General features: G+C 74.0%; 22 protein-coding genes. 9 read left to right on the top strand and 13 right to left on the bottom strand.

All coding sequences use genetic code 11. From position 1 onward, the window contains the following. Positions 1-9 precede the first annotated feature (9 nt). Positions 10-765: a hypothetical protein gene (locus tag ABUL08_RS11425; protein WP_350937259.1), complete on the top strand. Its 756-nt coding sequence runs from the start codon at positions 10-12 to the stop codon at positions 763-765. A gap of 155 nt (positions 766-920) precedes the next feature. Here the strand turns inward: ABUL08_RS11425 and ABUL08_RS11430 are convergent, their stop codons facing one another. Then, on the bottom strand, positions 921-1,559 hold the full coding sequence (locus ABUL08_RS11430; protein WP_350937261.1) for a DedA family protein: 639 nt from the start codon (positions 1,557-1,559) through the stop codon (positions 921-923). A gap of 131 nt (positions 1,560-1,690) precedes the next feature. Between ABUL08_RS11430 and ABUL08_RS11435 the strand changes: the two genes are divergently transcribed. Together ABUL08_RS11435 and ABUL08_RS11440 are read left to right on the top strand one after the other, a co-directional pair. Further along, positions 1,691-5,854, top strand: a complete 4,164-nt coding sequence (locus ABUL08_RS11435) for a SpoIIE family protein phosphatase (RefSeq protein ID WP_350937263.1) — start codon at positions 1,691-1,693, stop codon at positions 5,852-5,854. An 87-nt stretch (positions 5,855-5,941) separates the two neighbouring features. Beyond that, on the top strand, positions 5,942-6,661 hold the full coding sequence (locus ABUL08_RS11440; protein WP_350937266.1) for an HD domain-containing protein: 720 nt from the start codon (positions 5,942-5,944) through the stop codon (positions 6,659-6,661). Here the strand turns inward: ABUL08_RS11440 and ABUL08_RS11445 are convergent. The 3 genes from ABUL08_RS11445 to ABUL08_RS11455 form a co-directional block, all read right to left on the bottom strand. Beyond that, complete coding sequence (locus ABUL08_RS11445; protein ID WP_350937268.1) at positions 6,633-7,088, bottom strand: barstar family protein; 456 nt, start codon at positions 7,086-7,088, stop codon at positions 6,633-6,635. The two genes, ABUL08_RS11440 and ABUL08_RS11445, sit on opposite strands and share 29 nt — an antisense overlap. 56 nt (positions 7,089-7,144) lie before the next feature. Then, positions 7,145-7,516, bottom strand: a complete 372-nt coding sequence (locus ABUL08_RS11450) for a ribonuclease domain-containing protein (RefSeq protein WP_350938584.1) — start codon at positions 7,514-7,516, stop codon at positions 7,145-7,147. 267 nt (positions 7,517-7,783) lie between these two features. Next, entirely contained in the window at positions 7,784-9,028 is a 1,245-nt protein-coding gene (locus ABUL08_RS11455) for a cellulose-binding domain-containing protein (RefSeq protein ID WP_350937270.1), read from the bottom strand. Between the two features lie 331 nt (positions 9,029-9,359). On the opposite strand from ABUL08_RS11455, the gene ABUL08_RS11460 reads away from it, so the two are divergent. Further along, the gene (locus ABUL08_RS11460) at positions 9,360-10,136 is read left to right on the top strand and encodes a hypothetical protein (RefSeq protein WP_350937272.1); all 777 of its coding nucleotides are present in this window, start codon (positions 9,360-9,362) and stop codon (positions 10,134-10,136) included. Between the two features lie 85 nt (positions 10,137-10,221). Beyond that, the gene (locus tag ABUL08_RS11465; RefSeq protein WP_350937274.1) at positions 10,222-12,978 is read left to right on the top strand and encodes an AAA domain-containing protein; all 2,757 of its coding nucleotides are present in this window, start codon (positions 10,222-10,224) and stop codon (positions 12,976-12,978) included. A 5-nt stretch (positions 12,979-12,983) separates the two neighbouring features. On the opposite strand, the gene ABUL08_RS11470 is transcribed toward ABUL08_RS11465, so the two are convergent. From ABUL08_RS11470 to ABUL08_RS11480, 3 genes are all read right to left on the bottom strand, one after another. Further along, positions 12,984-14,207, bottom strand: a complete 1,224-nt coding sequence (locus tag ABUL08_RS11470) for an LCP family protein (protein WP_350937276.1) — start codon at positions 14,205-14,207, stop codon at positions 12,984-12,986. A gap of 186 nt (positions 14,208-14,393) precedes the next feature. Then, positions 14,394-16,226, bottom strand: a complete 1,833-nt coding sequence (acpA, locus tag ABUL08_RS11475) for an acid phosphatase (RefSeq protein ID WP_350937278.1) — start codon at positions 16,224-16,226, stop codon at positions 14,394-14,396. A gap of 154 nt (positions 16,227-16,380) precedes the next feature. Beyond that, positions 16,381-16,620 carry a winged helix-turn-helix domain-containing protein gene (locus tag ABUL08_RS11480; RefSeq protein WP_350937279.1) on the bottom strand — a complete coding sequence of 80 codons (240 nt, stop codon included), beginning with the start codon at positions 16,618-16,620 and terminating at the stop codon, positions 16,381-16,383. A 306-nt stretch (positions 16,621-16,926) separates the two neighbouring features. Here ABUL08_RS11480 and ABUL08_RS11485 point away from each other — a divergent pair, with 306 nt between their 5' ends. From ABUL08_RS11485 to ABUL08_RS11495, 3 genes are all read left to right on the top strand, one after another. After that, positions 16,927-17,199, top strand: coding sequence for a DivIVA domain-containing protein (locus ABUL08_RS11485; protein ID WP_350937282.1), 273 nt, complete (start codon positions 16,927-16,929; stop codon positions 17,197-17,199). 2 nt (positions 17,200-17,201) lie between these two features. After that, entirely contained in the window at positions 17,202-17,471 is a 270-nt protein-coding gene (locus ABUL08_RS11490; RefSeq protein WP_350937284.1) for a hypothetical protein, read from the top strand. A gap of 96 nt (positions 17,472-17,567) precedes the next feature. Further along, positions 17,568-18,191: a dihydrofolate reductase family protein gene (locus ABUL08_RS11495; protein ID WP_350937285.1), complete on the top strand. Its 624-nt coding sequence runs from the start codon at positions 17,568-17,570 to the stop codon at positions 18,189-18,191. Between the two features lie 43 nt (positions 18,192-18,234). On the opposite strand, the gene ABUL08_RS11500 is transcribed toward ABUL08_RS11495, so the two are convergent. The 3 genes from ABUL08_RS11500 to ABUL08_RS11510 form a co-directional block, all read right to left on the bottom strand. After that, a complete protein-coding gene (locus ABUL08_RS11500; RefSeq protein WP_350937287.1) occupies positions 18,235-19,497 on the bottom strand; it encodes a PP2C family protein-serine/threonine phosphatase in 1,263 nt (420 codons plus the stop codon). A gap of 73 nt (positions 19,498-19,570) precedes the next feature. Then, the gene (locus tag ABUL08_RS11505; RefSeq protein WP_350937289.1) at positions 19,571-20,254 is read right to left on the bottom strand and encodes a VOC family protein; all 684 of its coding nucleotides are present in this window, start codon (positions 20,252-20,254) and stop codon (positions 19,571-19,573) included. A gap of 53 nt (positions 20,255-20,307) precedes the next feature. Beyond that, a complete protein-coding gene (locus ABUL08_RS11510) occupies positions 20,308-22,101 on the bottom strand; it encodes an ABC transporter ATP-binding protein (RefSeq protein ID WP_350937290.1) in 1,794 nt (597 codons plus the stop codon). Positions 22,102-22,182: 81 nt separating this feature from the next. Here ABUL08_RS11510 and ABUL08_RS11515 point away from each other — a divergent pair, with 81 nt between their 5' ends. Further along, positions 22,183-22,599 carry a MarR family winged helix-turn-helix transcriptional regulator gene (locus tag ABUL08_RS11515; protein WP_350937292.1) on the top strand — a complete coding sequence of 139 codons (417 nt, stop codon included), beginning with the start codon at positions 22,183-22,185 and terminating at the stop codon, positions 22,597-22,599. A 78-nt stretch (positions 22,600-22,677) separates the two neighbouring features. Here the strand turns inward: ABUL08_RS11515 and ABUL08_RS11520 are convergent, their stop codons facing one another. From ABUL08_RS11520 to ABUL08_RS11530, 3 genes are all read right to left on the bottom strand, one after another. After that, the gene (locus ABUL08_RS11520; RefSeq protein WP_350937294.1) at positions 22,678-23,739 is read right to left on the bottom strand and encodes an endonuclease domain-containing protein; all 1,062 of its coding nucleotides are present in this window, start codon (positions 23,737-23,739) and stop codon (positions 22,678-22,680) included. A gap of 216 nt (positions 23,740-23,955) precedes the next feature. Next, on the bottom strand, positions 23,956-25,479 hold the full coding sequence (locus ABUL08_RS11525; protein WP_350937296.1) for a long-chain-fatty-acid--CoA ligase: 1,524 nt from the start codon (positions 25,477-25,479) through the stop codon (positions 23,956-23,958). A gap of 43 nt (positions 25,480-25,522) precedes the next feature. Beyond that, entirely contained in the window at positions 25,523-26,275 is a 753-nt protein-coding gene (locus tag ABUL08_RS11530; RefSeq protein ID WP_350938586.1) for an SDR family NAD(P)-dependent oxidoreductase, read from the bottom strand. Positions 26,276-26,336: the final 61 nt, after the last annotated feature.

A 26,336-nucleotide genomic window follows, 5' to 3' on the forward strand; every position in this document is an offset into this window, starting at 1 on the left:
AGGCCCGTCATGGGTGAGCTGCGCAAACCGTTCCTGCTGCTGGCGCTGCTCGCGGTGGCGCTGGTGGTGGCGCTGGAGCTGGGCGCCGCGCTGCTCACCGGCGGCGGCGACGCGGGCGGTGCGCTGCGGGACAGCGCCGGCCAGCTCGGCGTGGACGTCGGTGACGTCGGCGGCGTCACCGAGCCCGCCGGGCGGGGCACCGGCGCGCTGGCGCTGATCGACGTGGTCGCCCTCTGGACGACCGGGCTGTTCTGCCTGAGCCTGGTGCTGCCGGACCGGGTCCAGGGCCGGATCCAGGGCGTCGCCACGCTGATCTTCTCGGTCCTGCTGCTGCTCGGGTCGGTGGTGCTGCTGGTGGTGGCCTTCGTGGAGCTGACCGTGATGGTGTCGCTCTTCCTGGCCGCCCCGTTCGGCACGCTCGCCTACCTCGCGGTGTGGGGGTTCTTCCCGGTCGGCGACGCGGCCGTGCTGCTCGGCCTGATCCTGCTGCTCAAGCTGGTCTGGGCCGGCCTGCTGATCCTCGCGCAGCCCCGCTTCCTGCAGAACAAGGGCCTGGTGCTGCTGATGCTCACCACGCTGCTCTGCACGGTGGTGCTGGAGTTCCTGCACCGCCTGGTCCCCACCATCCTGGTCAGCATCACCGACGACCTCGGCGCGGTGCTCTTCGCCGTCGTCGCGATCGTCTGGGGACTGATCCTCCTGATCGGCTCCATCCCCGCCATCGTCAAGGCCGTCCGGGCCACCGCCACCACCTCCCAGCCCTGACCATGCGTCCCGCCCCGTCGTCGACGTCGCGACCCGGCCGCCGACCGGGACCGGGCGGAAACCGTCGGTGCGGAGCCGGTCCGCCGCGAGAGCGTCGGCCCCGCCCCCGCCGCCCGACGCGCCGGCGCCGGGCTGGGCTTCCTGGCCGGCGTGCCTCAGCGCGGCCCGGTGTCCGCGGTGCGCCGCTCGCGGCGGGCGGCGCGCCGGGCCCGCCCGATCCGCACCAGGACCAGGAGCACCACCAGCGCCAGCAGCGCCTCCCCGCCCCAGCCGAGCCGCCGCTCCAGCAACCGGTAGGACGCGCCGGCGAGATAGCCGAGCAGCGCCACGGTGACCGCCCAGAGGGCGCCCCCCGTCACGTTCGCCAGGGTGAAGGTGCGCTGCGGGATGCCGCTCAGTCCGGCCAGCCCCGGCACCAGCGCCCGCAACGCCGCCGCCCACCGGCCGAGCACCACCGCCATCGCGCCGCGCCGACGGACCAGGTCGAGGGCGCGCTCCAGCTCGCCGGAGCGGACGAAGCGGCGCGGCGTACGGGCCAGCAGCCGCCGGCCGTGCCGCCGCCCCACCCGGTAGCCGACCTGGTCGCCGAGGGCCGCACCGGCCAGCGCGGCGACCATCACCGCCCAGAGCGGCAGCCGGCCCTCGTGCGCCACGACCCCACCCACCAGTACGGCGATCTCGCCGGGCACGAGCAGGCCGAGGAAGGTCGACGCCTCCAGCGCCGGCAGCAGGAAGACCAGCGCCAGGACCAGGGCGGGCGGCAGCGCCACCAGCAGGTTCAGCACCCGGTCCACCCGCTGATTGTCACCCCCCGGCACCGATCGCGCTCCCGCTGACCGCACCCCGCCCCGGTCGGGGACAATGGCACGGGACGAGGTCGGCATCGCGGCTGCTCAGCCCTGACAGCGGGGGGAAGGAGCCGGACGTGGGGGAGGAAACCGCCATCGGGGATCCAACGGCGCACCTCCGGGCGGCCGACGAGTTGTTCCCGGGCGACGACCTGACCAGCACCGCGCTGCGCGCGAAGGACTGGTCCGCGACGCCGCTCGGGCCGGTCGAGACCTGGTCGGCCGAGCTGCGCTCGGCGGTCCGTACGGTGCTGCCCTCCCGGATCCCGATGCTGCTGTGGTGGGGTCCTGAGCTGGTGCAGATCTTCAACCACGCGTACACCGGGATCATCGGCGAGAAGTTCCCCACCGCGGTCGGGCAGCGCGGCGCCGAGTGCTGGGCGGAGGCGTGGGACACCCTGGGCCCGCTCACCGAGCAGGTGCTCTCCGGCGCGGGAGCCACCTACGGCCAGAACCTGCTGCTCTTCCTGGAGCGCTACGGCTACTCGGAGGAGACCTACTGGACCTTCTCCTACAGCCCGGTGGAGGACCAGGACGGCCGGGTCATCGGGATCTTCGTCGCCACCAGCGACGTGACCGGCCGGGTGGTCGGCGACCGGCGGCTGGCCCTGCTGCGTGAACTCGGCGCGCTCTCCGTCGCCGAGGCGGACAGCGCCGGGGACGCGGCCCGGGCCGCCGCCCGGGTGCTCTCCGCCGGCCGTGCCGACCTGCCGCTGGGCATGATCTATCTGCGCGACGGCGAACTGCTGACCGACCCGGCGGCCGAGGGCGTGGCGGGGGCGGACCAGGTCAGCCTGGTGGCCTCCTTCGGAGTGGACGGCGACGCGGGGGCGTCGACCCCGCCGCCCGAGGTGGCGGAGATGCTGCGCACCGGGCGGCCCGCCCGGATCACCGGTCTGAGCCGCTACCACGCCCACCTGGCCCGCCCGGACGACACCGTCGCCGGGGCGCCGGTGAACGAGGCGATCGTGCTGCCGCTGCTGGCCACCGGGCGGGCCCGGCCGGTCGGGGTGCTGGTCCTGGGGATCAGCCCGTTCCGGCAGCTCGACGACCCGTACCGCGACTTCCTGCACCTGATCGCCAGCCAGGTCTCCACCGCGCTGACCGACGTGCTCGCCTACGAGGCGCAGCGTCGGCGGGCCGCCGCGCTCACCGAGCTGGACGCGGCCAAGACGGAGTTCTTCACCGACGTCAGCCACGAGCTGCGTACCCCGCTGACGCTGATCGCCGGCCCCGTCCAGGAGAGCCTCGCCGACGAGCGGGAGCCGTTGCCGCCGGCCCAGCGGGAGCGGCTGGAGCTGGTCCACCGCAACGCCGGCCGGCTGCGCAAACTGGTCAACGACATGCTCGACTTCGCGCGGATCGAGGGCGGCCGGCTGGAGGCGGAACGGCTGCCCACCGACCTGGCCGCCCTGACCCGGGGCGTCGCCGAGTCCTTCGCGTACGCCATGCAGCAGGGTGGGCTGGCCTTCGACGTCGACACCCGGCCGCTGGCCCGCACCGCGTACGTGGACCGCGACATGTGGGAGAAGGTCGTGGTCAACCTGCTCTCCAACGCCCTGAAGTACACGCTCACCGGCACAGTCCGGCTCGCGTTGCGCGGCGACGACGAGCACGTCACGCTCACGGTCAGCGACACCGGGGTGGGCGTACCGGCCGACCAGTTGCCGCTGCTGTTCCGCCGCTTCCACCGGGTGCGGGGCGGCGGCGGCCGGTCGAACGAGGGCACGGGCATCGGCCTGGCGCTCGTGCAGGAGCTGGTCAAGCTGCACGACGGCGAGGTCGGCGTCCGGTCGGTGGAGGGTGAGGGCACCACGTTCACCGTCCGGCTGCCGTACGGGCGGCCCAGCGACGGTGCCGGGTCCCGGCGGGCGGTGCCGCAGCTGGCCGGCTGGTCGTACCCGGACGAGGCGGCGCGGTGGCTCTCGACGGATCGGCCCGGCGGGGAGGTGACGGAGCCCGGCGCTGCCCCGCTGTCGGCCGGCGCGGCGACGGTGCTCGTCGTCGAGGACAACGCCGACCTGCGCACCTTCCTGAGTGGGCTGTTGGCGCCGCACTACCGGGTGGTCCTCGCCGTGGACGGGCAGGAGGCGCTGGAGCGGATCGCCGTGCAGCCGCCCGACCTGGTGCTCACCGACGTGATGATGCCCCGGCTCGACGGCTTCGGGCTGCTGCGGGCCCTGCGCGCCGACCCCCGTACGGCCGGGATGCCGGTCATCGTGCTCTCCGCCCGCGCCGGTGCGGAGGCCGCGGTGGAGGGCCTGCACGCCGGCGCGGACGACTACCTGCCCAAGCCGTTCTCCTCCCTCGAACTGCTCGCCCGGATCGGCGCGCACCTGGAGCTGGCCCGGCTGCGCAACCGGGAGGCCACCTGGCGCACCGCGCTGATCGACTCGCTCCAGGACGCCTTCGCCGTCTACGACGCCGGCACCACGCTGCTGGAGGCGAACCAGGCGTTCTGCCGGCTGGTCGGCATCGACCGGCTGGAGCTGCCGGCCGAGGCGCCGCACCCGTGGTGGCCGGACCCGGAGACCGAGCCGGTGGCGTGGGAGCGCCTCCAGGCGGCGCTGACCCAGATCCGGCAGACCGACAGCGGTCGGGTCACCATCCCGATGCGGCACGCCGACGGTCACCGGCTCTGGGTGGAGGCGGTCTACAACGCGCTGCGCGAGCCCCGGACCGACCAGCGGCTGCACGTGGCCACCCTGCGGGACGTCACCGAGGAGATGCGCGCGGCGGCCCGGCAGGCCGCGATGACCTCGCTGGCCACCCGGCTCGCGGGTGCCAGCGACATCACCGAGGTGCTCGACGTGGCCCTCGCCGAGCTGGGCGGGCTGCTGGGCGGGGCGCGGGGCGTCGCGGTCTGCCCGGACCCGGCCGGCGCGCCGGTGACGGTCGAGGCCGGCGGCACGCTGACCCCCGAGATCCGGCGGACCCTCGACGAGTTGACCGACGACCCCTGTCTGGTGCGGGACGAGGCGGGCCGGGTGACCGCCGTGGGGGCACGGATCGAGGCGGGGGTCGGCACCGGTGGCATCTGGCTGGAGCTGGACGAGGCCCGGCCGGCGACGGTGGTGGACCCGCCGCTGGTCCGGCAGCTCTGCGCCGCCCTGGCGCAGGCGCTGGTCCGGGCCCGGGCGTACGAGACGCAGCGGGCGGTGGCGCTGGCCATGCAGCGCGCGATGCTCGGCCCGACGCAGCTGCCGGTGGGCTTCGCGGTCCGCTACGAGCCGGCCGTACGCCCGCTGGAGGTGGGCGGCGACTGGTACGACGTGGTGCCGCTCCCCGGCGACCTGGTCGGCGTGGTCGTGGGCGACTGTGTGGGCCGGGGGCTGCCGGCGGCGACGGTGATGGGCCAGTTGCGCAGCGCCTGCCGGGCGTTGTTGTTGCAGGCCAAGAGCCCGGCCGAGGTGCTGGTCGCGCTGGACGGCTTCGCCCGGATGATCCCCGGCGGCAGCTGCACCACGGTGTTCTGCGCGATCATCGACGCGGCCCGGGGCGAGCTGCGCTATTCCTCGGCGGGGCATCCGCCGGGCGTCCTGATGCATCCGGACGGCGCGGTGGAGATGCTGGACCGGGCCGGTGCGGTGCCGCTGGCCAGCGTGCCGGTGCAGCGCCGCCCGGAGGCCGAGGCGCGGCTGCGGGTCGGCTCGACGCTGCTGCTCTACACCGACGGGCTGGTGGAGCGGCGGCGGGAACTGATCGACGCGGGCATCGCCCGGGCGGTGGCGGCGCTCACCGCCGGCCGGTCGCTGCCCGAGGGTGAGCTGGTCGACGGGCTGGTCCGCGACCTGCTGCCGCCGTCGGGCAGTGACGACGTCGCGGTGCTGGTCTATCGGCACCGGGTGCCGACGGTGCTGACCGTCTCGGTGCCGGCCGACCCGGCCCGGCTCGCCCCGATGCGGGAGCGGCTGCGTGGCTGGCTGGACGCGCTGGGGTTGGACGAGTGGGACGCGGAGGCGGTGCTGATCGCCACCGGCGAGGCGTGCGCCAACGCGATCGAGCACGGTTACCGGTTCGCGCCCGACGCGGTGACCACCCTGCGCGCCGAGCTGCACGACGGACGCCTGGAGATCGTGGTCCGCGACGGGGGCGGCTGGCGGGAGGGCGCCACGGGGGACGGCGGGGCCGACCGGGGCCGGGGTCGGATGATCATGGCGCGGGTGATGGACGAGGCGACCATCGTCGGTACGCCGGAGGGCACCACGGTCCGCCTGGTCAAGCGGCTCGGCGGGGGCTGAGCGGGCCGGGGTGGGCAGGGGCCGGCCGCTGTCGGTCATCCGACCCCGACCGCTCCCGGGGAGTCGAAGATCAGCTATAAGTGACGGATGGACTTCCCGCCGTACCTGGCCAGCATGCCGATGCACGCGATCACCGAGATCCACGGTGAGCCGGGGCTGCTGGAGCGGTTCCGGTTGGAGATCCGGGCGTTCGACGAGGCGGCGCGGGACCGGCTGACCGAGGCCCTGGACCTCGCCGCCGAGCTGCACCGCGACGACCGGCGGGTGCGCGAGCCGTACCTGAACCACCTGCTGCGGGTGGCGATCCGGATGATGCACCACTACCAGGTGCGCGACGTGGACGTGATCGTCGCGGGGCTGCTGCACGACGCGGTGGAGGACCACCCGGTCGAGCTGGCCGGCCCGGACACCGTCGGGGACCCGACCCGGGCCGCGCTCGCCGCGCTGGCCGCGCGCTTCGGACCGCGCGTCGCGCGCCTGGTCGGTGCGGTCACCAACCCGGCGTACGACCCGGCGCGCGACCGGCACACGCAGTACCGGGAGCACGTCGCGGCGAGCCTGGACGCCGAGCCCTGGGCCCGGGTGATCAAGATGTCCGACTTCACCGACAACGGGGTGGGCGTGATCCACACGGTGGGCCCGAAGGTGGCCCGGTCGGCGGCGAAGTACCGGCCGCTGGTGCCGCTCTTCCGGGACCTGATCGCCCGGCCCGACACGCCGCTCTCCGCCCCGGTGAAGCGGCACATCTTCGCTCAGCTCGACCTGGCCGAGGAGCGGTTCAGCGCGATCCTGGACCAGCCGAACTGACGTCCCCGCCGCCCGCGGTGCTCCCGTGCAGGGTGGCGGCGAGGCGGGCGCGCAGGGCGGGCAGCCGGGCCGGGGTGTCGTGCAGGACCACCCGCAGCGACCGGTGCGCGCCGGCCGCGACGCCGCCGAACACGTCGAGCAGGGTGCCGAACTGGGCGGGCGGCTCATCGGCCAGCAGCTCTCCGGCGTCGGCGACGACCAGCGTGAGCGGCCCGGCGTCGAGCCGGTCGGCGAGGACGTCGGCGAGGGCGTCCCAGTTGCGGCCGAAGTGCCCGGGCAGGTCCAGCGCGCGGTCCAGCGCGTCATAGAGCGCGGTGCGGGTGCGGGCGGTGGAGCCGCCGAGCACGACGCGCGCGGTCTCCGTCGGCTCCGGGGCGGGCGGCTCCAGCCGCAGCCAGCTCGGCAGGGGCGGGTACGCGTCGGCCATCGGGTCCTCGCGGGTTCGGGCGGGTCGGGCCGCCGGGCGGCCCGACCCGGCACGGGTCAGAGCAGGTAGAAGTTCCCGTAGTGGTCCGGCGAGAACCAGGTCGCGCCGGTGCTGCGGTTCACCACGATCCGGTACGCGTCGCGGGAGGCGCCGTAGGCGCGCGGATAGACGTCGTACTCGTAGTAGGTGGCGTTGGTGGGGAGCTGGCCCTCGTAGTTGTAGAACCGGCCGCCGGCGAAGTTGTAGAGCCCGCCGCTCCAGGAGTACCAGCCCCGGCTGGTCGGGAAGCCCTTCGCGGACCAGCCGGAGCGGGCGGCGCGGGCGTCCGTGCAGCGGGTCATCGTGCAGGAGCTGTAGACGGCGGCCTGGGCCGGTTCGGCGAGCCGCGGGGAGACCACCGACGGACCGACGAGCGCGGTGGCGACCATGGCGGTCAGCAGGGCGAGCGCGCCGAGGATGCGGCGCGGACGGAAGCCTCGGGTGCGGGGCTGGGTCGCGGGCGTGGTCAAGGGGATCCTCCCTCTCCGGAAGCGACAGATATCGACCCGGATCACTTTCCGGATCGCGCTCCAGTCTGCTGGTGATCGTCGCCGACGTACAGCCCCGGGGACGGAAACTGATCCACAATGCCCGGTGAACGCTCGATGATCACGCTGCGGGCCGGGCGGTCCCGCGGACCGCCCGGCCCGTTCGGGTCAGCAGCCGATCCGAGTGGCGCCCAGCGCGACGTCGTCGAACCAGAGGGTGTCGGTCGCCCCGCCGTAGCTCTCCCAGCCGAGCTTGAGGTCGGTGAGCCGGGGTCGCCAGGTGCGGTTGTACCACTGGCCGTCGATGTCGTGGGTGGGCACGCCGTCGGCGGTCAACCCGGCCACCGCGACCCCGTCCAGCCAGGTCCGCAGCTCGCCCCGGTCGCCGTCGACCAGGAACTCCACGCAGGCCCACCGGCCGGTGGGCAGCGGCACGCTCAGCGCCACCCCGGCGGGGCTCTGCTCGGGCAGCGTGGCGTCGTCGGAGGCCCGGTTCCACTGCACGGCCGCGTTCTGGCCGCCCATCCGCAGGTCCCGGCCGCCGTCGGCGGCGTCGGCCATGGCCAGCAGGGTCACATGGTCGGCGGGGAGGGCGCTGCGGTGCCGGACCCAGAACCGGCCGTACCGGACCGGGCCCACCGTGGACAGGTCGCGGTCGGCGCGGACGAAGACGTGGTTGCAGTAGCCGCCTCCCCCGTCGACCCGGATCGCGCGGGCGCCGGAGTGCGTGGTGGCGGTGTCCACCACGGCGGCCCCGGTGCCGGCGCAGTCCGGGTGGACCACGCTCCAGTCACCGGCGGGCGCCGGGCCGGCCTGCCCCTCGAAGCCGTCGCAGAGCACCGCACCCGCGCAGCCGGCCGGCGGTGCCGTCGGCGGCGCACTGGTCGGCGGCGGGCTGGTCGGGGTAACGGTCGGGCTGGCCGAGGTCGGCGGCGGGCTGCTCGGCGGCACCGGGGTGGACGACGTGGTCGGCGGGTCGCTGGTCGGGCTGGGCGCGGCGCCGTTGCACGGCACCCCGTTGAGCGCGAAGCCGGTCGGGGCGGGGGCGGTCGCGCCGACCGTGCCCTGGATGCCGAACTCGGTCGACCCACCGGCCGGCACCTGGCCGTTCCAAGCCGCGTTCCGGGCGGTGACGGTGGCACCGGACTGGCTGACCACCGCGTTCCAGCCACCGGTGATCCGCTGGTCACCGGGGAAGGTCCAGGTGACCGTCCAGGCGCTCAGCGCGGTGTCGCCCGGGGCCACCCGGACGGTGGCGGTGAACCCGCCGGGCCACTGGTTCGGTTGATAGTCGACCCGGCAGCCGGTGGCGGCGGCGGCCGGGGCGGTGAGCAGGGGCGTGACGGCGACGGCGGCGGCCAGGGTGGCGGCTGCCGCGACGATCGGGGCGAGACGGGCGCGGGTGATCCTCATCGAGGGTCCTCTCGGCGGACCGCCGGACGGCGGCGCGGGAGCTGCGGGGACCTCGCGTGCGTGCGCAGACACTGCCCGGCTCGGGCGGACCTTCAGCCGCCGGCCGGAGGACCGACGGCGCCCGACCGCCAATGTAGTGACGTTCGCCGATGTATGGCAAGCCCGGACGGCCGCCGGGGTGGCGTCGACACGCCACCGCGCCGGGGCCGCGCTGCCCGACAAATCGGACGAGGCCTGGATACGGTGAGGCACGGCCGGACCGCGTCGCCGACGAGGACCGGCCGGCCGCCGACACCGTCGACCCGGCCTGCCCAGGCGAGACAGGAGCGCCATGACCGATGCCGCCGATCCCCGACCCGGCGGGACGGAGCGCAGTCGAGCGCCGGGCAACCGGGCACCGGCGCTGCGTGACCGGGCGGACGCCTTCCGCCAACGGCTGGTCGGTTTCTGGGAACGCGCGGCCACCCCGTCGCCGCCGGACGGCACGTCCCCGTTCCCGGCCGTCCCGCTGACCGAGCAGCTGGACACCGCAGCGCCGATCCGGGTCTCCGGGCGGGGTCGGGCGTTCAACTTCCAGGTCCAGGCCCGCTGCGTCTGGTCCTCGTCCGAGCTGAGCCGGGAGGCGCTGCGCGGCCACGCGCACTACTGGATGCCGGAAGCCGTCCGGCGGCTCACCGCGCTCGCGGCGGTGCACGCCCGCCACGTACCGCCGCACCGGGTGGCGGAGCTGGAGGTGGAGTTGCAGCAGGCGCTCTCCGACGCGGACCCGTGGCGCTTCGAGACGGGCCGTGCCGTGGTCACCTGCCGGGCGCACGTCTGGGTGCACCTGGACGAGCGGGCCCGCCGGCTCGCCCTGCCGTACTGGGAGAAGCTGATCGCGCTCGACTGCGAGTGCGACGTGGACATGAAGCGCGCCGAGTACGCGGAGCGGCTCGGTCGGGAGTGGTCCCGGATCATCCGGAACCTCGCCGACGCGGCGGGCCCGGGCGGCACGGCCGGCGACGACCCGGCCACCGTGGCGCGGCAGGTGGTGGCGGAGCACCGCGCCGCCGTGCACCGGCTCGACGACCTGCTCGGTGAGGTGCTGCGCGAGGGTCGGCTCATCTGACGACGAGACCCCACCGCCGCCTCCCGGGCGGTCACCCGCCGCCGGTCCGGCGGGCGGCTCCGGCGTACGGCAGAATCGGCGGGCGATGCGGGCGGCAACCATCCTCGCCGCGCTCGCCGACCTGGCCCCGGCCGGCGCCGAGCGGGTCTTCGACGTGTCCGGAACCGGCCGGCCGCTGATCTGGCTGCCCGAACCGGAGCAGGCGCCGCGCGGCGCCAGACTCGACCGGCTGGCGGCGCTGGACGCGCTGCACCGGGACGAGCGGATCCTGCGCCGCGGCCTGGCCTTCCTGGTCGGCACCGCCGACGTGGACGGTGGCCGGCGCCGGATCCGGCTCCCCCTGCTCGCCCAGCCGGTACGCCTCGACCGCACCCGCCGCGGCTACCGGGTCGTCCCCGCCGGGGACCTGGAACTGACCGCGCTGATCGAGGACCGGCAGCTCGCCGCCCGGCTGGAGGCCGCCCCGGGGCTCGCCGGGCCGGGCTGGCTCGCCGCCGCCGGCAGTGCGGCGTGGATCAGCGCCGCCGCCGAGGCCGCCGGGCTGAAACCGGACCAGGTGGTGGCGGCCCCGCCCCGCAGCATCGACGACACCGCTCTCACCGCGGTGGCCGCCGCCGCACTCTTCGTGACCCGCGACGTGCTCGCCGGCCGGCTGCGCGACACGCTGTTGAGCTGGGCGAGCCGGCCCGGCCTGCCGACGACCGCCCTGGCCCGGCTCTACGCCGCCGACGCGTCCACCGACGAGGCCGGCCCGGCCGACGAGGAGGAGGTGCTGTCGCCGTTGCCGTTGAGCGCGGCGCAGCGGGACGTGGTCCGGCGTACCCGCACCGAGCCGGTCGTGGTGGTCTCCGGGGCACCCGGCAACGGCAAGAGCCACACCCTCGTCGCCGCCGCCCTGGACGCCGTGGACCGGGGCGGATCGGTGCTGGTGGCGACCCAGTCGGTGCACGCCGCGCAGGTGCTGGGTGAGCTGCTGCGCCGCCATCCGGGGCCGGCCCCGGTGCTCTTCGGGGACGCCGAGCGGCGGGAGGCGATCGCCGCCGACCTCGCCGGCGGCGCGGCGGCCGGCCCCGACGACCGGGTGCTGCGCGCCGACGCCGCCGCCGTGGACGCCGCCCGGGACCGGCTCGACGCCGTCCGGGCCGGGATCGTCGCCGCCCTCGACGCGGAGCGGCTGGCCGGCACGCTGCCCGAGTGGCAACCGCTGCTGCCCGCCCTCGGCCATGACGCGCCGGGCGTCTTCGCGCCGGACGCCGACCTGACCGCGGTGCACCGGGCACTGGCGGACGCCACCCGGGCCGGTGCCGGCTGGTGGCACCGGTGGCGCCGGGGCCGCGCCGAGGGACGCCTCCGCCGGCTGACGGGCGCCGGTGCGGACGTACCCGTGGCGGGGTTGCGGGCGGCCCTGACGGCGGCGGACGCGGTGCGGGCGGCGGCCCGGCTCGCCGCGACCGGTGGCACCGACCTGACGGCCGCCTGGCGGGCCCTGACCGAGGCGGACGACGCGCTCGCCGCCGCCGTCGGTACGGCGATGCGGCACCGGGCGACCAGCGCCCGCCGCTGGACCCCCGACGCGCGGCGCGCCGCCGGTGGGCTGGGCGCGGCGCTGCGGGCCGGTCGCAACCGGCGGCGGGAACTGCTCGCCGGCCTGGACGCCGGGGCGCTGGTCCGGGCGCTGCCGCTCTGGGTGGGCACGGTCGCCGACGTGGAGGACCTGCTGCCGCCGGTGGCCGGGATGTTCGACCTGGTGGTGCTGGACGAGGCGGCGCACATCGACCAGGTACGCGCCGCGCCGGTGCTGGCCCGGGCCCGGCACGCGCTGGTCGCCGGGGACCCCCGGCAGCTGCGGTTCGTCTCGTTCGTCGCCGACGTGGACGTGACCGCCACGCTGCGCCGGCACGGCCTGGAGCACTGCGCCGACCGGCTCGACGTGCGCCGCTCCAGCGCGTTCGACGTCGCGGCCGGCGCGGCACCGGTGAGCTGGCTCGGTGAGCACCACCGTTCGGTGCCGCACCTGATCGGTTTCTCCGCCCGCCGCTTCTATGACGACCGCCTGGAACTGGTGACCCGGCACCCCCGCAACGAACGCGCCGACGTCATCGACGTGGTGACCGTCGCCGACGCCGCGATCGTCGACGGCGTCAACACCGCCGAGGTGGCCGCCGCGCTCGACGTGGTCCGGGCGCTCGCCGCCGACGCCCCGCCGGGCGGGATCGCGGTGGTCAGCCCGTTCCGGGCCCAGGCCGACGCGCTGGAGGCGGCGCTGCTGGCCGCGTACGACGTGGACGAGATCGAGCGGCTGGGGCTGCGGTCCGGCACCGTGCACGCGTTCCAGGGCAGCGAGGCGGACGTGGTGGTGGCGTCACTGGGGCTGGTCGACGCCGACCCGCCGGCACGGCACCGGTTCGTCGCCGAGCCGGCCCTGTTCAACGTGCTGGTCACCCGGGCCCGGCGCCGGCTGACCGTGGTCACCTCGCTGCGGTCCGCCGGGGGTCTGGTCGGTGACTACCTCGCGTACGCGGGACAGCCGCCCACCGCGCCGGACCCGGCACCGGCCGACGGGTGGACCGCCGCGGTCGCCGAGGAGCTGCGCCGGCTGGGCGTCCCGGTCCGGCCGGGCTACCCGGTCGGGCGGTGGCGGATCGACCTCTGCGTCGGCGTCGGCGCGGACGCGGTCGGCGCGATCTGCGCGGTGCACCCCGAGGGGGTGGCCGCGCACCTGGAGCGGCAGCGGACGCTGCTGCGGGCCGGCTGGCGGCTGGTGGACGTCTTCGCCAGCCGCTGGTCGGACGACCCGATCCGGGCGGCCCTCGACCTCGCCGCCCGAATCGGCCGACCGTGAGGTGATCAGTGCGCCGGTACGCTCGGCGCGGAGGCGGCCACCCAGCTCGGGTGGGCCTGGACGAAGGACCCGACGGTGTCGGTCCGCACCGCGCGGAGCAGTTCCAGGCTGGTCGGGCTGAGGATCTCCGCGCTCCCGACCCCCGGGACGGATCGACTGTTGAAGGTGCCGTCGTTCGTCTTGATCGTGGTGATCGCGTCGGAGTCGATGCCGCGCAGCGCGAAGGCCCAGTCCTCCAGCGGGATGCCGCCGTCGTCCACGGTCATGGTCCGGCCGACCGCCGAGAGCAGCCCGGGCAGCTTGGTCGGCGAGTTCAGGCCCCCGGTCATCACCTGGTGCAGCACCGCCTTGAGGAACTGCTGCTGGTGGCGCTGCCGGCCGTAGTCGTAGTCGTGGTCGGCCAGCAGGTCCCGCTGCCGGACGAAGTCGAGCGCCTGCGCCGGGTCCAGGCAGTGGTTGCCCTTGGTGTAGACGTTCGGGGTGACCCCGGGGATGCGGTGGTTCACCGTGCCGTCGGGATTGATCTTGTACGGCGCGGCCGGCTTACCGGTCGAGTCGTCCCGCCCGACGTGGATCGAGGTGGTGGTCTCGTCGACGTACATGCAGACCTGACCGAGCACCTGGACGATCTTCTTGAACCCCTGGAAGTCGATGATCGCGCCCGCGTCCGGGGTGATCCCGGTGAGGTCGCGCACGGTGAGGGCGAGCAGCTCGAAGCCGTGCGACAGCGCGGGCGCGCCGGTGAGCCCCCGGCTGCCGAACGCGAAGGCAGCGTTGATCTTGTTCTGTCCGCCCGGGTACGACGTCGCGCCGTTGCGGTAGGCCGGGATGCTGACCAGCGAGTCCCGCGGCAACGACACCAGGTACGCCTGGGAGTGGTCGGCCGGGATGTGCACCAGGATGATCGAGTCCGAGCGGATGAGCTGACCCGGATCCTGGTGGGCACGGGTGTCGACCCCGACGAGCAGGATGTTCTTCGCGCCCGTGATCGTCCGGTGCTGCTGCTGCGGGGCCGCGGCGGCACCGAGCAGGTTCTGCTGGGTGACCTTGCTGGTCGCGGTGTGCAGCAGATACTGCGCGCCGCCCAGGGCCACCCCGCTGAGCACCATCAACGTCGCGCCGAGGGCGACGCTCCAGCGTGCCCAGCGTGGCCAGGGCCGGCGGCCGGGTCGGGCCGGGTCGGCCGATCGGCTGCGGCGCTCGGGGTGCGTGGTGACGGCGTGAGGCACGTGTCTTCCTGGGTCGGGGGCCGGGGGTCAAGCCGCTCCAGGCTATGCCGATGACCGGCAGCCGCCCAGGTCAGCGGGCTGTGAACTGACTGAGAGGCGGGGTGGTGGCGCTCCCCCGCGCGGGAGGTCTTCCCGCTCGGGGCGGGCCGGGAGCAGCGTCCCGGCCCGCCCCGCGTACGAAACGGGTCAGTCGACCCGTCGACGGCGCGAAACCGTCAGGGCGACCGCGCCCGCGACCACCAGCGCAAGCCCGGCGGCCGCGATGCCGACGGCGTCGGGGCCGGTGATCGGCAGACCGCCGCCACTGCCGCCCGGGGCGGCCTGGCCGCCACCGCTGCCGCCACCGCCGGAGGCCCCGCCGCCCGGGCTGTCGTCACCCTGGTCGTCGCCGCCGGTGAAGACCGAGCCGAGGCCGGCGACCCGGGCGTCCCGGGGGCCCAGCGGCGCCAGGTGGAACTTCTGCTCGATGGTGGCGAGCACCGAGGTGGTGTCGTGCGGGGTGCGGTCGACGCTGAACGGCTTCGCCAGGCGCGGGGAGATCACCAGCGCGGGGATCCGGGTGCCGGGACCCCAGACGTCGCCCTTCGGCGGCGAGACGTGGTCCCACTGCCCGCCGAACTCGTCGTAGGTCACGACGACCATGGTGTTTTTGGCCTGCTTGCCGCCCTCGATCGCCTTGAGCAGTTCGACCAGGTGGTCGCTGCCGGTGGCCTCGGAGGCGTAGCCGGGGTGCTCGTTCTCCTCGCCGACCGGCTTGACGAAGCTGACCGGCTTGAGCTTCCCCGCCTTCGCCGCCGCGATGAACTCCACCTCGTCGCGCAGGTGCTTGGCCCGGGCGTCGGTGCCGGGGGCGTACGCCGCGAAGTAGTTCAACGGCTGGTGGTGGAACTGGAAGGTGGCGTCCGGACAGTTCGGATAGACCGCCCCGGTCATGGTGCGCGGGTCGGCGCAGGTCCGGCCGTCGGTGCCGTTGGTCCAGCCGGCACCGCCGGCGTTCCCGCTGGCGTTGTCCCAGCCGCCGGCGTACCAGGCCCAGTCGACGTGCCGGGCGGACAGCCGGTCACCGATGGTGGGGTAGGTCAGCGCCGGCATCCGCTTGGCGTCGACCGTCCCCGGGCTGTACGGCTGGTACCAGGGCTGCACGGTGTTGATCGCGTAGTCGCCGCAGACCGCCACCTTGCAGGAGCCGTCCGCCTCGGGGGCCTGGGTGAGCGGACCGTCGGTCACCGGGCCGGTCGCCTGGTAGAGCGGGTAGGACCTCGGCATGCCGTTCGCGTCGACGATCGAGTTCTTGCCCGCCGCGGTGGTCTTGTCGGTCCACTCCGGCGTCCGGGCGGCGACCAGCCACTGGTGGTTGAGGAACGAGCCACCGAACGCGGCCTGGAAGAAGTTGTCGGCGATCGCGTAGCGGGGCGCACCGGCGCCGTGCAGGTAGCGGTAGATCGGCAGCGACCTGGTGTCGTAGTGGCCCATGGTCAGCCCGATGGCGTCGCTGCCGGTGACGTACCGGTTCTGCCGGCCGCCGTTGATCTGGTACTGCTCCTGGTAGAAGCGGTGTACCAGGTCCTCGGTGCAGCCACCGGGGGTGCCGGTGCCGTTGCGCCAGCCGTTCGGCTGGTACGGCCCGTTCAGCACCGGGCAGGTGGTGTCGGCGGGCTTGATGTGCTCCTCGATGCCGAACGGCGTGTTCGGGAAGACGCCGCCGGTGCAGTCGGTGGTGATCGGCGGCAGGTTCACGTCGTTCTGCGGCAGGCAGGCCAGCGGCGAGCCGTCCGCCCGCACCTGGGTGGTGTGCTCGGGCGCTGCCGAGCGCAGGCCGTCGACGCCCTCCCACCCGCCGAAGAGGTTGTCGAAGCTGTGGTTCTCCTCGTAGATGACCACGATGTTCGTGATGCCGCCGAGGGCGGATCGGTCACCGGCGGCGAGGGCCGCGGACGGGGCGGGCAGCGCGACGGCCGAGACGACGGCCAGCGCGGCGCAGCCGGCGAACACCCGGCGCGCGTGGGAACGGATGGACACGAAGCCTCCCATTGGCGGGGATCGACACCCGGAGCCTGGGGGCGCCTGCCGATCGGCAGGCGTCGACCGATCGAACTCTATCGACCGTCGCATCCGGACGGAACAGCGGCCTCGGCCCGCCCGCGCGGACCCGCTTCCGTCGCCCGGTCGCGTCCTACGGCTCCCGCATCCAGGTCTTCGGGTCGGTGACGAAGACACCCTTGCCCTGCTGCCGTCGGATCACCCGCAGCGCCTCCAGCCGCGCGTAGGCCATCTGGACCGTTCCGTGGCTGACTCCGTAGGTCTCACGCAGCTCGGCAATCGAGGGCAGCCTGTCCCCCGGCTTGAGCTTCGTGGACCTGACGTCGGCGATCACATCGTCGGCGATGCGCCAGTAATCCGGCACTTCTCGCATGGCACTCCTCGCGTGGCAACCCGATTCGATCACACCGCGACGCGCCTAACAAGCAGCGTTGACTCATCTGACATGTCTAGCTATGTTGATTCCGAGCCGGTCCTCGCGTGGCAACGAGTTCGGCTCATCCCCCTGGTCGGGGCGAGTGCGCGTGCCCGTCCCGACCCACCGGACTGCTCCGCTGACGTACCGCTGATGTGAGCTGCGGCGGCGGGGCGGGCGGGCCGCCCGCGGCCGGCATGCGGACGGCCCGCCCTTCCACCCACCGACCCTCCGCGCTCCCGCCTGCCCGAGGAAAGGACCGACGTGGCCCAGGTGTATCGATCCGGCCGGCTCTCCGGGAGCCCGGCCCGGATGACCCCGCACGAGGTGCGGACCCGTGCCTTCGACCCGCGCCGGTGCGGCGTCGACCCCGATCAGGTACGCGAGTTCCAGGAGCAGGTCGCCGACGAGCTGACCGACCTCCACCAGCGGGTACGCCTGCTCAGCGAGGAGAACGACCGGCTCAGGCGGGCGCTGCGCGACTGGCAGACCATGCACGCCCGCGAGTGCCGCCCGCCGAACGAGGGTCCCTGGTAGCGGTGCTACCGGCACCGGGCGACCTGCTCCGGATAGACGGCCGCGCGTCGGTGCAGTTCGCCGGCGACCGCGCCCTGACCTTCCGCGTCGTGGCCGTCAGTGACCGCCCGACCTATGCCGGCTGGGCCTGGCTCACCGGCTACGTCCTCAACCGCGCCGGCAACGCGACCGTCCGACGCGAGATCTACGTCCAGCTCGTCGGCCTGCGCGGCACCACCGTCCGCCCACCGAGGCAGCGCAACACCGCCGGAGCAGGTCAGCGGTCGGTCTGACCTCCACGTCGCCGGCCGTGTCCCGCCGTCATGTCGGCATCTCCTGCTACGGTCCGCTCGACCGTTCACCCGTCGCAGTCGCCCAGGAGGTTCGCGGTGTCGGACACCACCTGCCACATGTCGATCTCGCTGGACGGCTTCGTCGCCGGGCCGGACCAGAGCCGCGAGCACCCCCTGGGCAAGCGGGGGCAGGAGCTGCACGGCTGGCACATCGGCGACCCGCGCGCCACCGACGCCGACCGGGTCGCGAACGAGTGGCTGATGCGCCCGCGGGGCGCGTACGTGATGGGTCGGAACATGTTCGGCCCGATCCGCGGGGACTGGGACGAGGACTGGACCGGGTGGTGGGGCCCCGAACCGCCGTACCACGCGCCGGTGTTCGTACTGACCCATCACGCCCATGATCCGATCGAGCTGGACGGCGGGACGACCTTCCACTTCGTCACCGACGGCTTCGACGCGGCCTACTCCGCGGCGTGCCGGGCCGCCGGCGACAAGGGCGTGGACATCGCCGGCGGAGCCTCGACCGTCCGACAGGCGCTGGTCGCCGGCGTGATCGACGAGCTCACCCTCGACATCGCACCGGTCCTGCTCGGTTCGGGCGAGCGCCTCTTCGACGGGGTCGAGTCCTTCGACTTCGCACCCGTCGAGGTGCTGCACTCCCCGCTGACCACCCACATCCGCTACCGCCGCGTCAGCCAGCGCCCACCCGGGCCGTGATCGTCCACGGGCTGTCCTCGTCGACGTGCGGAAGAGCGTCCGGTCAGGTGTACGGGAGGGCACTCGCCCGGTGTGGGTCGGCGCCGGCCGTGGTGGAGCGGTCGTCGCCGTGGTCGCCGTGCCAGTCGAGGACGAGCAGGCAGGCGTCGTCGGGCAGGACGGGGCCGGCGAGGTCGAGGACGGCGTCGCCGAGGACGCGGACGACCTCCCTGGGGTGCAGCGCCGCGAGGCCCGGCAGCCGGGTGGACAGGTCGAGGCGGGCGGCACCGCGTTCCAGCATGCCGTCGGTGACCAGGATGAGCCGATCGCCGGGGCGCAGCGGGACGTCGGTCGTGCGGTAGCTGCCCTGCCGCAGCACGCCGAAGGGCGCATCGGCCGGCAGCGCGACGGGGTGGACGGCTCCCTCGCGGACCAGGATGGGGGTGGGGTGACCGGCGTTGATCATGGCCAGCACGCCGGTGCGCAGATCGAGCCGGCCGAGAAGTCCGGTGGCGAAGCTGAACCCGCCCGGCGCGTTCTCGATCAGGGCCGAGTTCGCGGCAAGGGCCTGGTCCAGCAACGTGTGACCGCGGCGACGGGTGTGCCGCAAGCTTCCGACGCAGAGGGTCGCGGTCAGTGCGCTGTGCACGCCGTGCCCCACGGCGTCGGTCAGGCTCAGATGCAGCAGGTTCCGCGCGAGGCTGTAGTCGAAGGTGTCCCCGCCGATGCTGGCCGCCGGCTCGAGCCACGCCGCGAGGGTGAACGAGCCGGCCTCGCAGGTGAACGACGAGGGCAGGAGCCGGCGCTGGATCTCGGCTGCCAGGTTGAACGGGGTGGTCCGCTGGCCCCACTCGAACAGGTCGGTGTGCCGGCGGGCGGCGATCACCACGAACGCCAGCGCGTGCGCGGCCTGAGAGATCTCGGCCAGCGCGGCGTCGTCCGGCTCGACCGGCAGGGAGATCTCCAGCAGCCCGATCGCCTCGCCTCGCTGGGTGACCGGCGCCAGCACGAGATGGTCATCGCTGCGCGGGCAGACCTGTACGCGCTGGGAGCGCAGTGCCTGTTCCTGTGGTCCGCCGTCGAAGGGCAGCACGGTGGCGACGTCCTCGTCCTGTCGGCGCCGTCCCCTCGCTCCGCCGAGGGGAACATGGGCCAGCCGAACGAGAGCCCGGCCGCTCATGTCCGCGATGAGGAACGACACCGACAGGGCATCGAGGTCGACGCCGATCCCTCGGGTGACCGCCTCGACCGCCTCGACGGGAGCGGCGTCCTCGACGGCACGCAACACCTTGCCCAGGTCCACGCCGCTCCGCCGCTTCTGATTCACGTGGCAGAGCATAGGCCCGGCGACCTGACCTGCCGTTGAGGATGGATCCGGTCGACCCGGCCGACGGTCGTGCTCAGCTCAGGGTGGGCTCCGGTCGGGGGTGCCGGGCGGCGAGGAACTGGGCCAGCCCCTGGCCGTCCTCGGCCGCGAGGAAGGCGCCCCGGGCGTTGAGCAGCGCCTCGTCGGCGTGGGCCATGCAGCCCCAGACCGTGTCGCCCCACGAGTCGGCGAGCTTCACCTCGGCCGGCTCGGGGCAGGTCTCGCCGCGCGGGCTGCCGATCTGACAGTGGGCGGGCGCACCGCCCCGCTGGCTGACCGCCTCGGCCGCCTGGCGGATCAGCGAGAAGCGCGCCTCGGCGCCGTCGGGCGCGACCCGGGCCTGTTCGGGCACGGCACGCCGCTGCCCGAACAGGACGACGTTGCCATCCGGGTCGGTGGTGCGGCACTCGCCGCCGGGTGCGTGCTCGGGATAGCCGGCCCGCTCGACCGCGTGGCCGGCTGCGGTGAGGCGGGCGATGGTGGCCTCGATGTCGTCGACGTACAGGTAGATCAGCAGCGGCAGCTCGACGGTGACCAGGCGCGGTTTCACCGCCGCCAGCAGCAGGGTCAGCTCCCTGCACTGCAGGTACGACCAGCGGGACTCGCCGTCGCCGCCGGTGCGCAGCTCGGAGTAGCCGAAGAGCGCGTAGAACCGTCGCGCGGCGTCGGCGTCCGCGACGTACAGCACCGGCACCTGAGCCTGCACTCCGTTATGCACCGCGTCACTCTACCCATGGTGGAGTCACGAATCACGTGATGCAGATCGGGTTTTCAGGCGGCGAGGGCCGCGTACCGGCCGGCGCGGCCGAGCAGGCTGCGGTGGGTGCCGGACTCGACGATCCGGCCGTGGTCGAGCACCGCGATCTGGTCGGCGTCCCGCACGGTGGAGAGCCGGTGCGCGATGGTCACCACGGTCCGGCCCTTCGACAGCTCGTCGAAGGCGCGCTGCACGGCGCGTTCGGTCTCGGTGTCCAGCGCGCTGGTCGCCTCGTCCAGCACCAGGATCCGCGGGTCGCGCAGCAGCGTACGCGCGATGGCCAGCCGCTGCTTCTCGCCGCCGGAGAAGCGGTGGCCGCGGGAGCCGACGACCGTGTCGTACCCGTCGGGGAGCGCGGCGATGAGGTCGTGGATCTGCGCGGCGCGCGCCGCGGCCTCGATCTCGGCGTCGGTGGCGTCCGGCCGCGCGTACCGCAGGTTTTCCCGCACGGTGGTGTGCAGCAGGTAGGTCTCCTGGCTGACCACGCCCACGACGGCGGCCAGGTCGGCCAGGCGCAGGTCACGCAGGTCGACGCCGTCGATGGTGACCCGGCCGGCGGCCGGGTCGTGGAAGCGGGTGATCAGGCCGGCGAGGGTGCTCTTGCCGGAGCCGGTCTCCCCCACCAGGGCCAGGCTGGTGCCGGCGGGCACGTCCAGGCTGACGCCGGCGACGGCGGCGGTGTCGCTGCCCGGATAGCTGAAGGTGACTTCCTCGAAGCGCAGGTGCCCGCGCACCCGGGCCGGGTCGACGACGACCGGGCGGGCCGGGTCGTCCACCTCGACGGGCAGGTCCAGGTATTCGAAGATCCGGGCGAAGAGCGCCAGCGAGGCGGTCAGCGAGACGCCCACGTTGAGCAGCCCCATCAGCGGCCGGAACAGGCCGCCCTGGAGGGCGGTGAAGGCGACCAGGGTGCCGATGCTGAGCGTGCCGGCGGTGGCCGGCAGGCCGGCGCTCAGATAGATCACCGCCGGGATGGCGGCGAAGATGACGCTCATCGAGGCCATCCGCCAGCGCCCGGCCAGCTCGGAGCGGAGTTCCAGGTCGACCAGGCGGGCCGAGGAGGCGGTGAACCGGTCGACCAGGGTCGGGCCGGCACCGAGGGTCTTGGCGAGCTGCACGCCGCTGATCGACAGCCCCTCCTCGATGGTGACGTTGAGGTCGGCCAGTTCGCGCTGCCGGCGGGCGGTGATCTCGCGGCGCATCCGGGCCACCCGGCGGGTCAGCCAGATCGCCGGGGGCAGCACCACCAGCGACACCAGGGAGAGCCGCCAGGACAGCGCCGCCATCGCGACGGCGGTGGCGACCACGGTGGTGAGGTTGGCCGCGATCGAGGTCGCGGTGGAGGTGACGACGGTCTGCATGCCGCCGATGTCGTTGGTGATCCGGGACTGCACCTCGCCGGTGCGGGTGCGGGTGAAGAAGGCGATCGACTGGCGTTGCAGGTGCGCGAAGACGTCGGTGCGCAGCCGGTGCATGACCTCCTGGCCGACCCGGGTGGAGATCCAGGTCTGCACCACGCCGAGCACGGAGGTCACGGCCGCGACCGCGACCATGCCGAGGACCAGCCAGACCAGCAGGGTCAGGTCACGCTCCGGGAGGGCCCGGTCGATCACGGTACGCAGGAGGAACGGCGACGCCATCGCGAGGACGGACGACGCCACGATGATCGCCACCACCACGGCGAGCTGCGCGCGGTGGGCGACGAAGAGCCGGCCGATGCGGCGCAGGGACACCTGTCGGGCCTGCGCCTTCTCGGTGGCGGTGACGGTACGGTGGCCGCCGCCGCGGCCTTCTCGGGGTGCTTCCAAGGGGACGCCCACTTCCTGTCGAGTTTTACTGAGGTTACCTCATCATGAGGCAACAACAGCAAGTGCTGCTACCGTATTCCCGTGACGGGAGACGACGAGGAGAGCCTGGCCGAGGTGTTCTGGGCGGTGGCCCGGCGACTGCGCCACCAGTCCCGCCGCACCCTCGAACCGTGGGAGATCAACCCCGGCCACGCGCGGGCGCTCGCCGTGCTGATGCGCCACGGCGCGCTGCGGCTCAGCGCCCTCGCCGACCACCTGCACATCGCCCCGCGCTCCACCACCGAGGTGGTGGACGGGCTCGAGGAACGCGGCCTGGTCGAACGCCGAGCCGACCCCGACGACCGACGGGCCACCCTCGTCGCGCCCACCGCCGAGGGGACCCGCGTCGGCACCGCCATCCGGGCCGCCCGGGACGCCGAGGCGGCCCGCGTCTTCGGCGACCTCAGCCCGGCCGACCGCGCCGACCTCGCGCGCATCCTGCGTACGCTGCGCGACTGACCGCTCAGGGAACGACAGCAGCGTCGACCCGGGCGCCTGGGCGCCGCCCGTTCAGGCAGCGCCGGCTCGACGCCCGCATCAGGTGGCACGGCGGCGGTCGGCGAGGATGGCGTGGATCTCCCGGCGCACCTCGGCGGTCTCGTGCACCAGGCGGCGGTGGGAGAAGCGGACCACCAGGATGCCGAGGGTGGCCAGCAGCGCGTCGCGTCGCAGGTCGACCTCGCGCTGCCGGGGATCGCCGTGCGTGGTGGCCCCGTCCAGCTCGAAGTCCACCCGCTCGCGTTCGGCGTATACGTCGAGGTAGACGCTGCGCCCCCGCGCTTGGACGCGGACCTGACGTTGGAATACCGGCATCTCCGGGCCGGCGAAGAGGTGATCGTGGCCCCAGATCTCCAGCGGGCTGCGGCAGCCGGCGGCGAGCCGGGCGAGCAGCGCCCGTAGGTCTGCTCGGCCGGCCAGCCTCGGCGCGTCGGCGAGCGCCAGCGACACCCGCTCGGGCGTGGTGAGTCGGCCGTTGACCGCCTTGATCAGCGAAGCCGGACGGTCCGCCGCGGGAAGCAGCGGCCACGCGTCGACCAGGGCACGTTCCAGACGTACGACGGGGAGGCCGGCGCGGATGATCACCTGGGGCGGCTCGACGGCGAAGCCCTCGCGGTGGTGCACCCGCAGGTGCGGGCGACTGCGGAGGCCGGTCCCGGCGGGCACGTCGAGGTGCACCGGTTCCTCGGGGTGCGGGGCGCGCAGGCCCCACACGTCGAGGGCCGTGACGCTGCCCAAGGCCGCTCGCCCGTCGGCATGGGCCAACGCGGCACGACGCGCCAATTCGGGGTCCAGACACCCGAGAAGCGGAAGCCAGCCGGCCGGTCCTGACCGGGTCGGGGCGGCCATCGTGTGCGGCGGCCTCGCCCGGCGGTCCACCCCGGACTCCACCACCCGGCGGTCCACCCCGATCGCCGTCGGGCGGGCTTCGGGCCCGGTCCGCACCAGTGTGGCGTCGACGTAGACCTCCGGGAGCACCCGGAGCAGGCGGCCGGAGTGGCGGGCGGCCCGTAACGCCGACTCCGGCACGACCTGCCCGGCCAACGCCCGGGTCACCAGCCCGCCACCCTGGTCCACCAACGCCTTCAGCACCCCGTTCACCCGACAGACGCTGCCTCGCCCCGGGCCCGTGGAGCAACCTCAGCCGCCGCTGCCTGTGGACAACCGACTCGCTGTGGACAGCCCCCGCCGACCAGCTCGATCTGCTAACAGCGGCCATGATCCTTTGACGGTGGCGGCACTTCGGCCCGGCGTGTCACGACCTTGAACTGCAAACGATCATGAGAACGGCGGGGTGGCAGGGGGGCCCGGGGGGGGTCAGTGGCGTTTGAGTTCGCGTTTGAGGAGTTTGCCGGTGGGGCCCTTGGGGAGTTCCTCGACGATGCGGATCTGGCGCGGGTACTTGTACGCGGCCAGCCGCTCCCGGCAGTAGGCGATCAGGTCGTCGGCGGTCACCTCGGCGCCCGGCCGGACGCTCAGCACCGCCACGACCTCCTCCCCCAGCTTGTCGTCGGGGCGGCCGATGACCGCCGCCTCGACCACCGCCGGGTGGGCGTACAGGACCTCCTCGACCTCGCGGGGATAGACGTTGAAGCCGCCCCGGATGATCATGTCCTTCTTCCGGTCGACGATGAACAGATAGCCGTCCTCGTCGGCGTACGCCAGGTCCCCGGTGTGGAACCAGCCGCCGCGGAACGACTCCGCCGTCGCCTCCGGGTTCTTGTAGTAGCCCTTCATCACGTTGTGGCCGCGCACCACGATCTCGCCGACGTGCTCCGGGCCGGGCGGCAGCGGCCGGTCGGCGTCGTCCACGATCCGGGTCTCCACGCCCCAGATCGGCTTGCCGATCGAGAGCACCTTGCGCTGCTCGGCACTGATGTTGAAGGTGGTCGTGCTGGCCGTCTCGGAGAGCCCGTAGCCCTCCAGGATCACCACCCCGGGGAACCTCTCCTCGAAGGCGCGGATCACCTCGCCGGGGATCGCCGCGCCGCCGGAGACACCGACCCGCAGACAGGACAGGTCCCGACCGGCGAGGTCGGCCTGGTTCAGCGCGAAGTACATGGTCGGCACGCCGGAGAAGATCGTGCAGCGGTGCCGCTCGATGGCGTCGAGCACCGGCCCCACCTCGAAGCGCGGCACCAGTACGACGCTGCCGCCGTAGCGGACCGCGACGTTGAGCACGCTGGAGAGCCCGAAGACGTGGAACAGCGGCAGCACCGCCAGCCCGATGTCGTCGCCCCGGAACCCGAACAGGTCACCGCCGACGGTGCAGTTCATGTAGAGCTGGAAGTGCGTCAGCTCGGCGCCCTTGGGCCGGCCGGTGGTGCCGCTGGTGTAGAGCAGCACGGCGGTGTCGTCGGCGTCGGTGGGCGCGATGTCGCCGCTGTCCGCCGCCGCGTACAGCTCGTCGAACGACCGGCTGCCCGCCGGCCGCCGGTCGCTGCCCGGCAGGTTCACCACGTACGTGGTGACGCCGTCGACCTGCGCGGCGCCCTGAACCGCCTCGTCGGCGAAGAGTTCGAAGGTGACGAAGACCTTAGTGTCGGAGTCCGCCAGGTGGTAGGCCACCTCGCCGGCCCGCAGCAGCGGGTTGAGCGGGACCATGACCAGGCCGGCCTTGAGGATGGCGAAGTAGCTGAACAGGAACTGCGGCAGGTTGGGCAGTTGCACCGCCACCTTGTCGCCGCGCCGCAGACCCAGCGCCAGCAGGGCTGCCGCGACCCGCCCGGAGAGTTCGTCCACCTGGGCGTAGCTGAACGCCAGGTCACCCAGGTGGCAGAGCGGCTTGTCCGGGTGCGCCCGGCGCGGCTCCCGGAGGATCGTGGCGAGGTTGAAGCTCATCGGTGCTCCTCCTGGGGACGGGTCCGGACAGCCGGTCGGTGGGTCAGGGCATGACGAGGCCGCCGTCGACCGGCACGGTCACCCCGGTCACGTACGACGAGGCGTCACTGGCCAGCCAGACGAGGGTGGCGGCGAGTTCCTCGTGCTCGCCGAGGCGGCCGGCCGGCGCCAGCGCCTTGATCATCTCGAAGGTGGCCGGCTCCAACTGGTCGCTCATCTCCGAGGCGAAGAAGCCGGGGGCGATGCAGTTGACCCGGATGCCCTTGCGCCCGGTCCACTGCGCGGCCAGGTCGCGGGTCAGCCCGATCACGCCGGCCTTGCTGGACGCGTACGCGGCCTGCGGGATGCCGCCGGGGCGCAGGCCGATCACGCTGGAGATATTGACGATGGCGCCACCGTTCTTCGCGGCGCGGGCGAAGGCCTGCGCCATCCAGTAGCTGCCCATCAGGTTGACGTCGACGACCGAGCGGAACTGCTCGGGGGTCTCCCGGGTGGCGGGGACGGCGGTGCCCACACCGGCGTTGTTGACCAGCACGTCGACCCGACCGAAGGTCTCGACCGCGGTGGCGATCAGCGCCTCGCAGTCCTCGGGCCGGCTGACGTCGGTCGCGCGGGCCGCGTACCGCCGGCCGGCCTTCTCGACCAGCGCGCCGGTCTCCGGCAGCCGCTCGACGCGGCGGGCGCCGAGCACCACGTCGGCGCCGGCCTCGGCGAGCGCGCGGGCGAACGAGACGCCCAGACCGGAGGAGGCGCCGGTCACCACGGCGACCTTTCCGTCGAGGCGGAACCGGTCCATCACGCTCACCCTGGTGCTCCTCACGCTCACTGTGCTCTGGACGCCATACCGACCAGCCGGT

This window comes from Micromonospora sp. CCTCC AA 2012012, assembly GCF_040499845.1.
GTDB lineage: Bacteria > Actinomycetota > Actinomycetes > Mycobacteriales > Micromonosporaceae > Micromonospora > Micromonospora mangrovi.

Coding starts and splice junctions, on each gene's coding strand:
- ABUL08_RS11425 (WP_350937259.1), top strand. CDS start 10: ATGGGTGAGCTGCGCAAACCGTTCCTGCTGCTGGCGCTGCTCGCGGTG.
- ABUL08_RS11440 (WP_350937266.1), top strand. CDS start 5,942: ATGGACTTCCCGCCGTACCTGGCCAGCATGCCGATGCACGCGATCACC.
- ABUL08_RS11445 (WP_350937268.1), bottom strand. CDS start 7,088: ATGGCCGACGCGTACCCGCCCCTGCCGAGCTGGCTGCGGCTGGAGCCG.
- ABUL08_RS11450 (WP_350938584.1), bottom strand. CDS start 7,516: ATGGTCGCCACCGCGCTCGTCGGTCCGTCGGTGGTCTCCCCGCGGCTC.
- ABUL08_RS11455 (WP_350937270.1), bottom strand. CDS start 9,028: ATGAGGATCACCCGCGCCCGTCTCGCCCCGATCGTCGCGGCAGCCGCC.
- ABUL08_RS11460 (WP_350937272.1), top strand. CDS start 9,360: ATGACCGATGCCGCCGATCCCCGACCCGGCGGGACGGAGCGCAGTCGA.
- ABUL08_RS11465 (WP_350937274.1), top strand. CDS start 10,222: ATGCGGGCGGCAACCATCCTCGCCGCGCTCGCCGACCTGGCCCCGGCC.
- ABUL08_RS11480 (WP_350937279.1), bottom strand. CDS start 16,620: ATGCGAGAAGTGCCGGATTACTGGCGCATCGCCGACGATGTGATCGCC.
- ABUL08_RS11525 (WP_350937296.1), bottom strand. CDS start 25,479: ATGAGCTTCAACCTCGCCACGATCCTCCGGGAGCCGCGCCGGGCGCAC.
- ABUL08_RS11530 (WP_350938586.1), bottom strand. CDS start 26,275: ATGGACCGGTTCCGCCTCGACGGAAAGGTCGCCGTGGTGACCGGCGCC.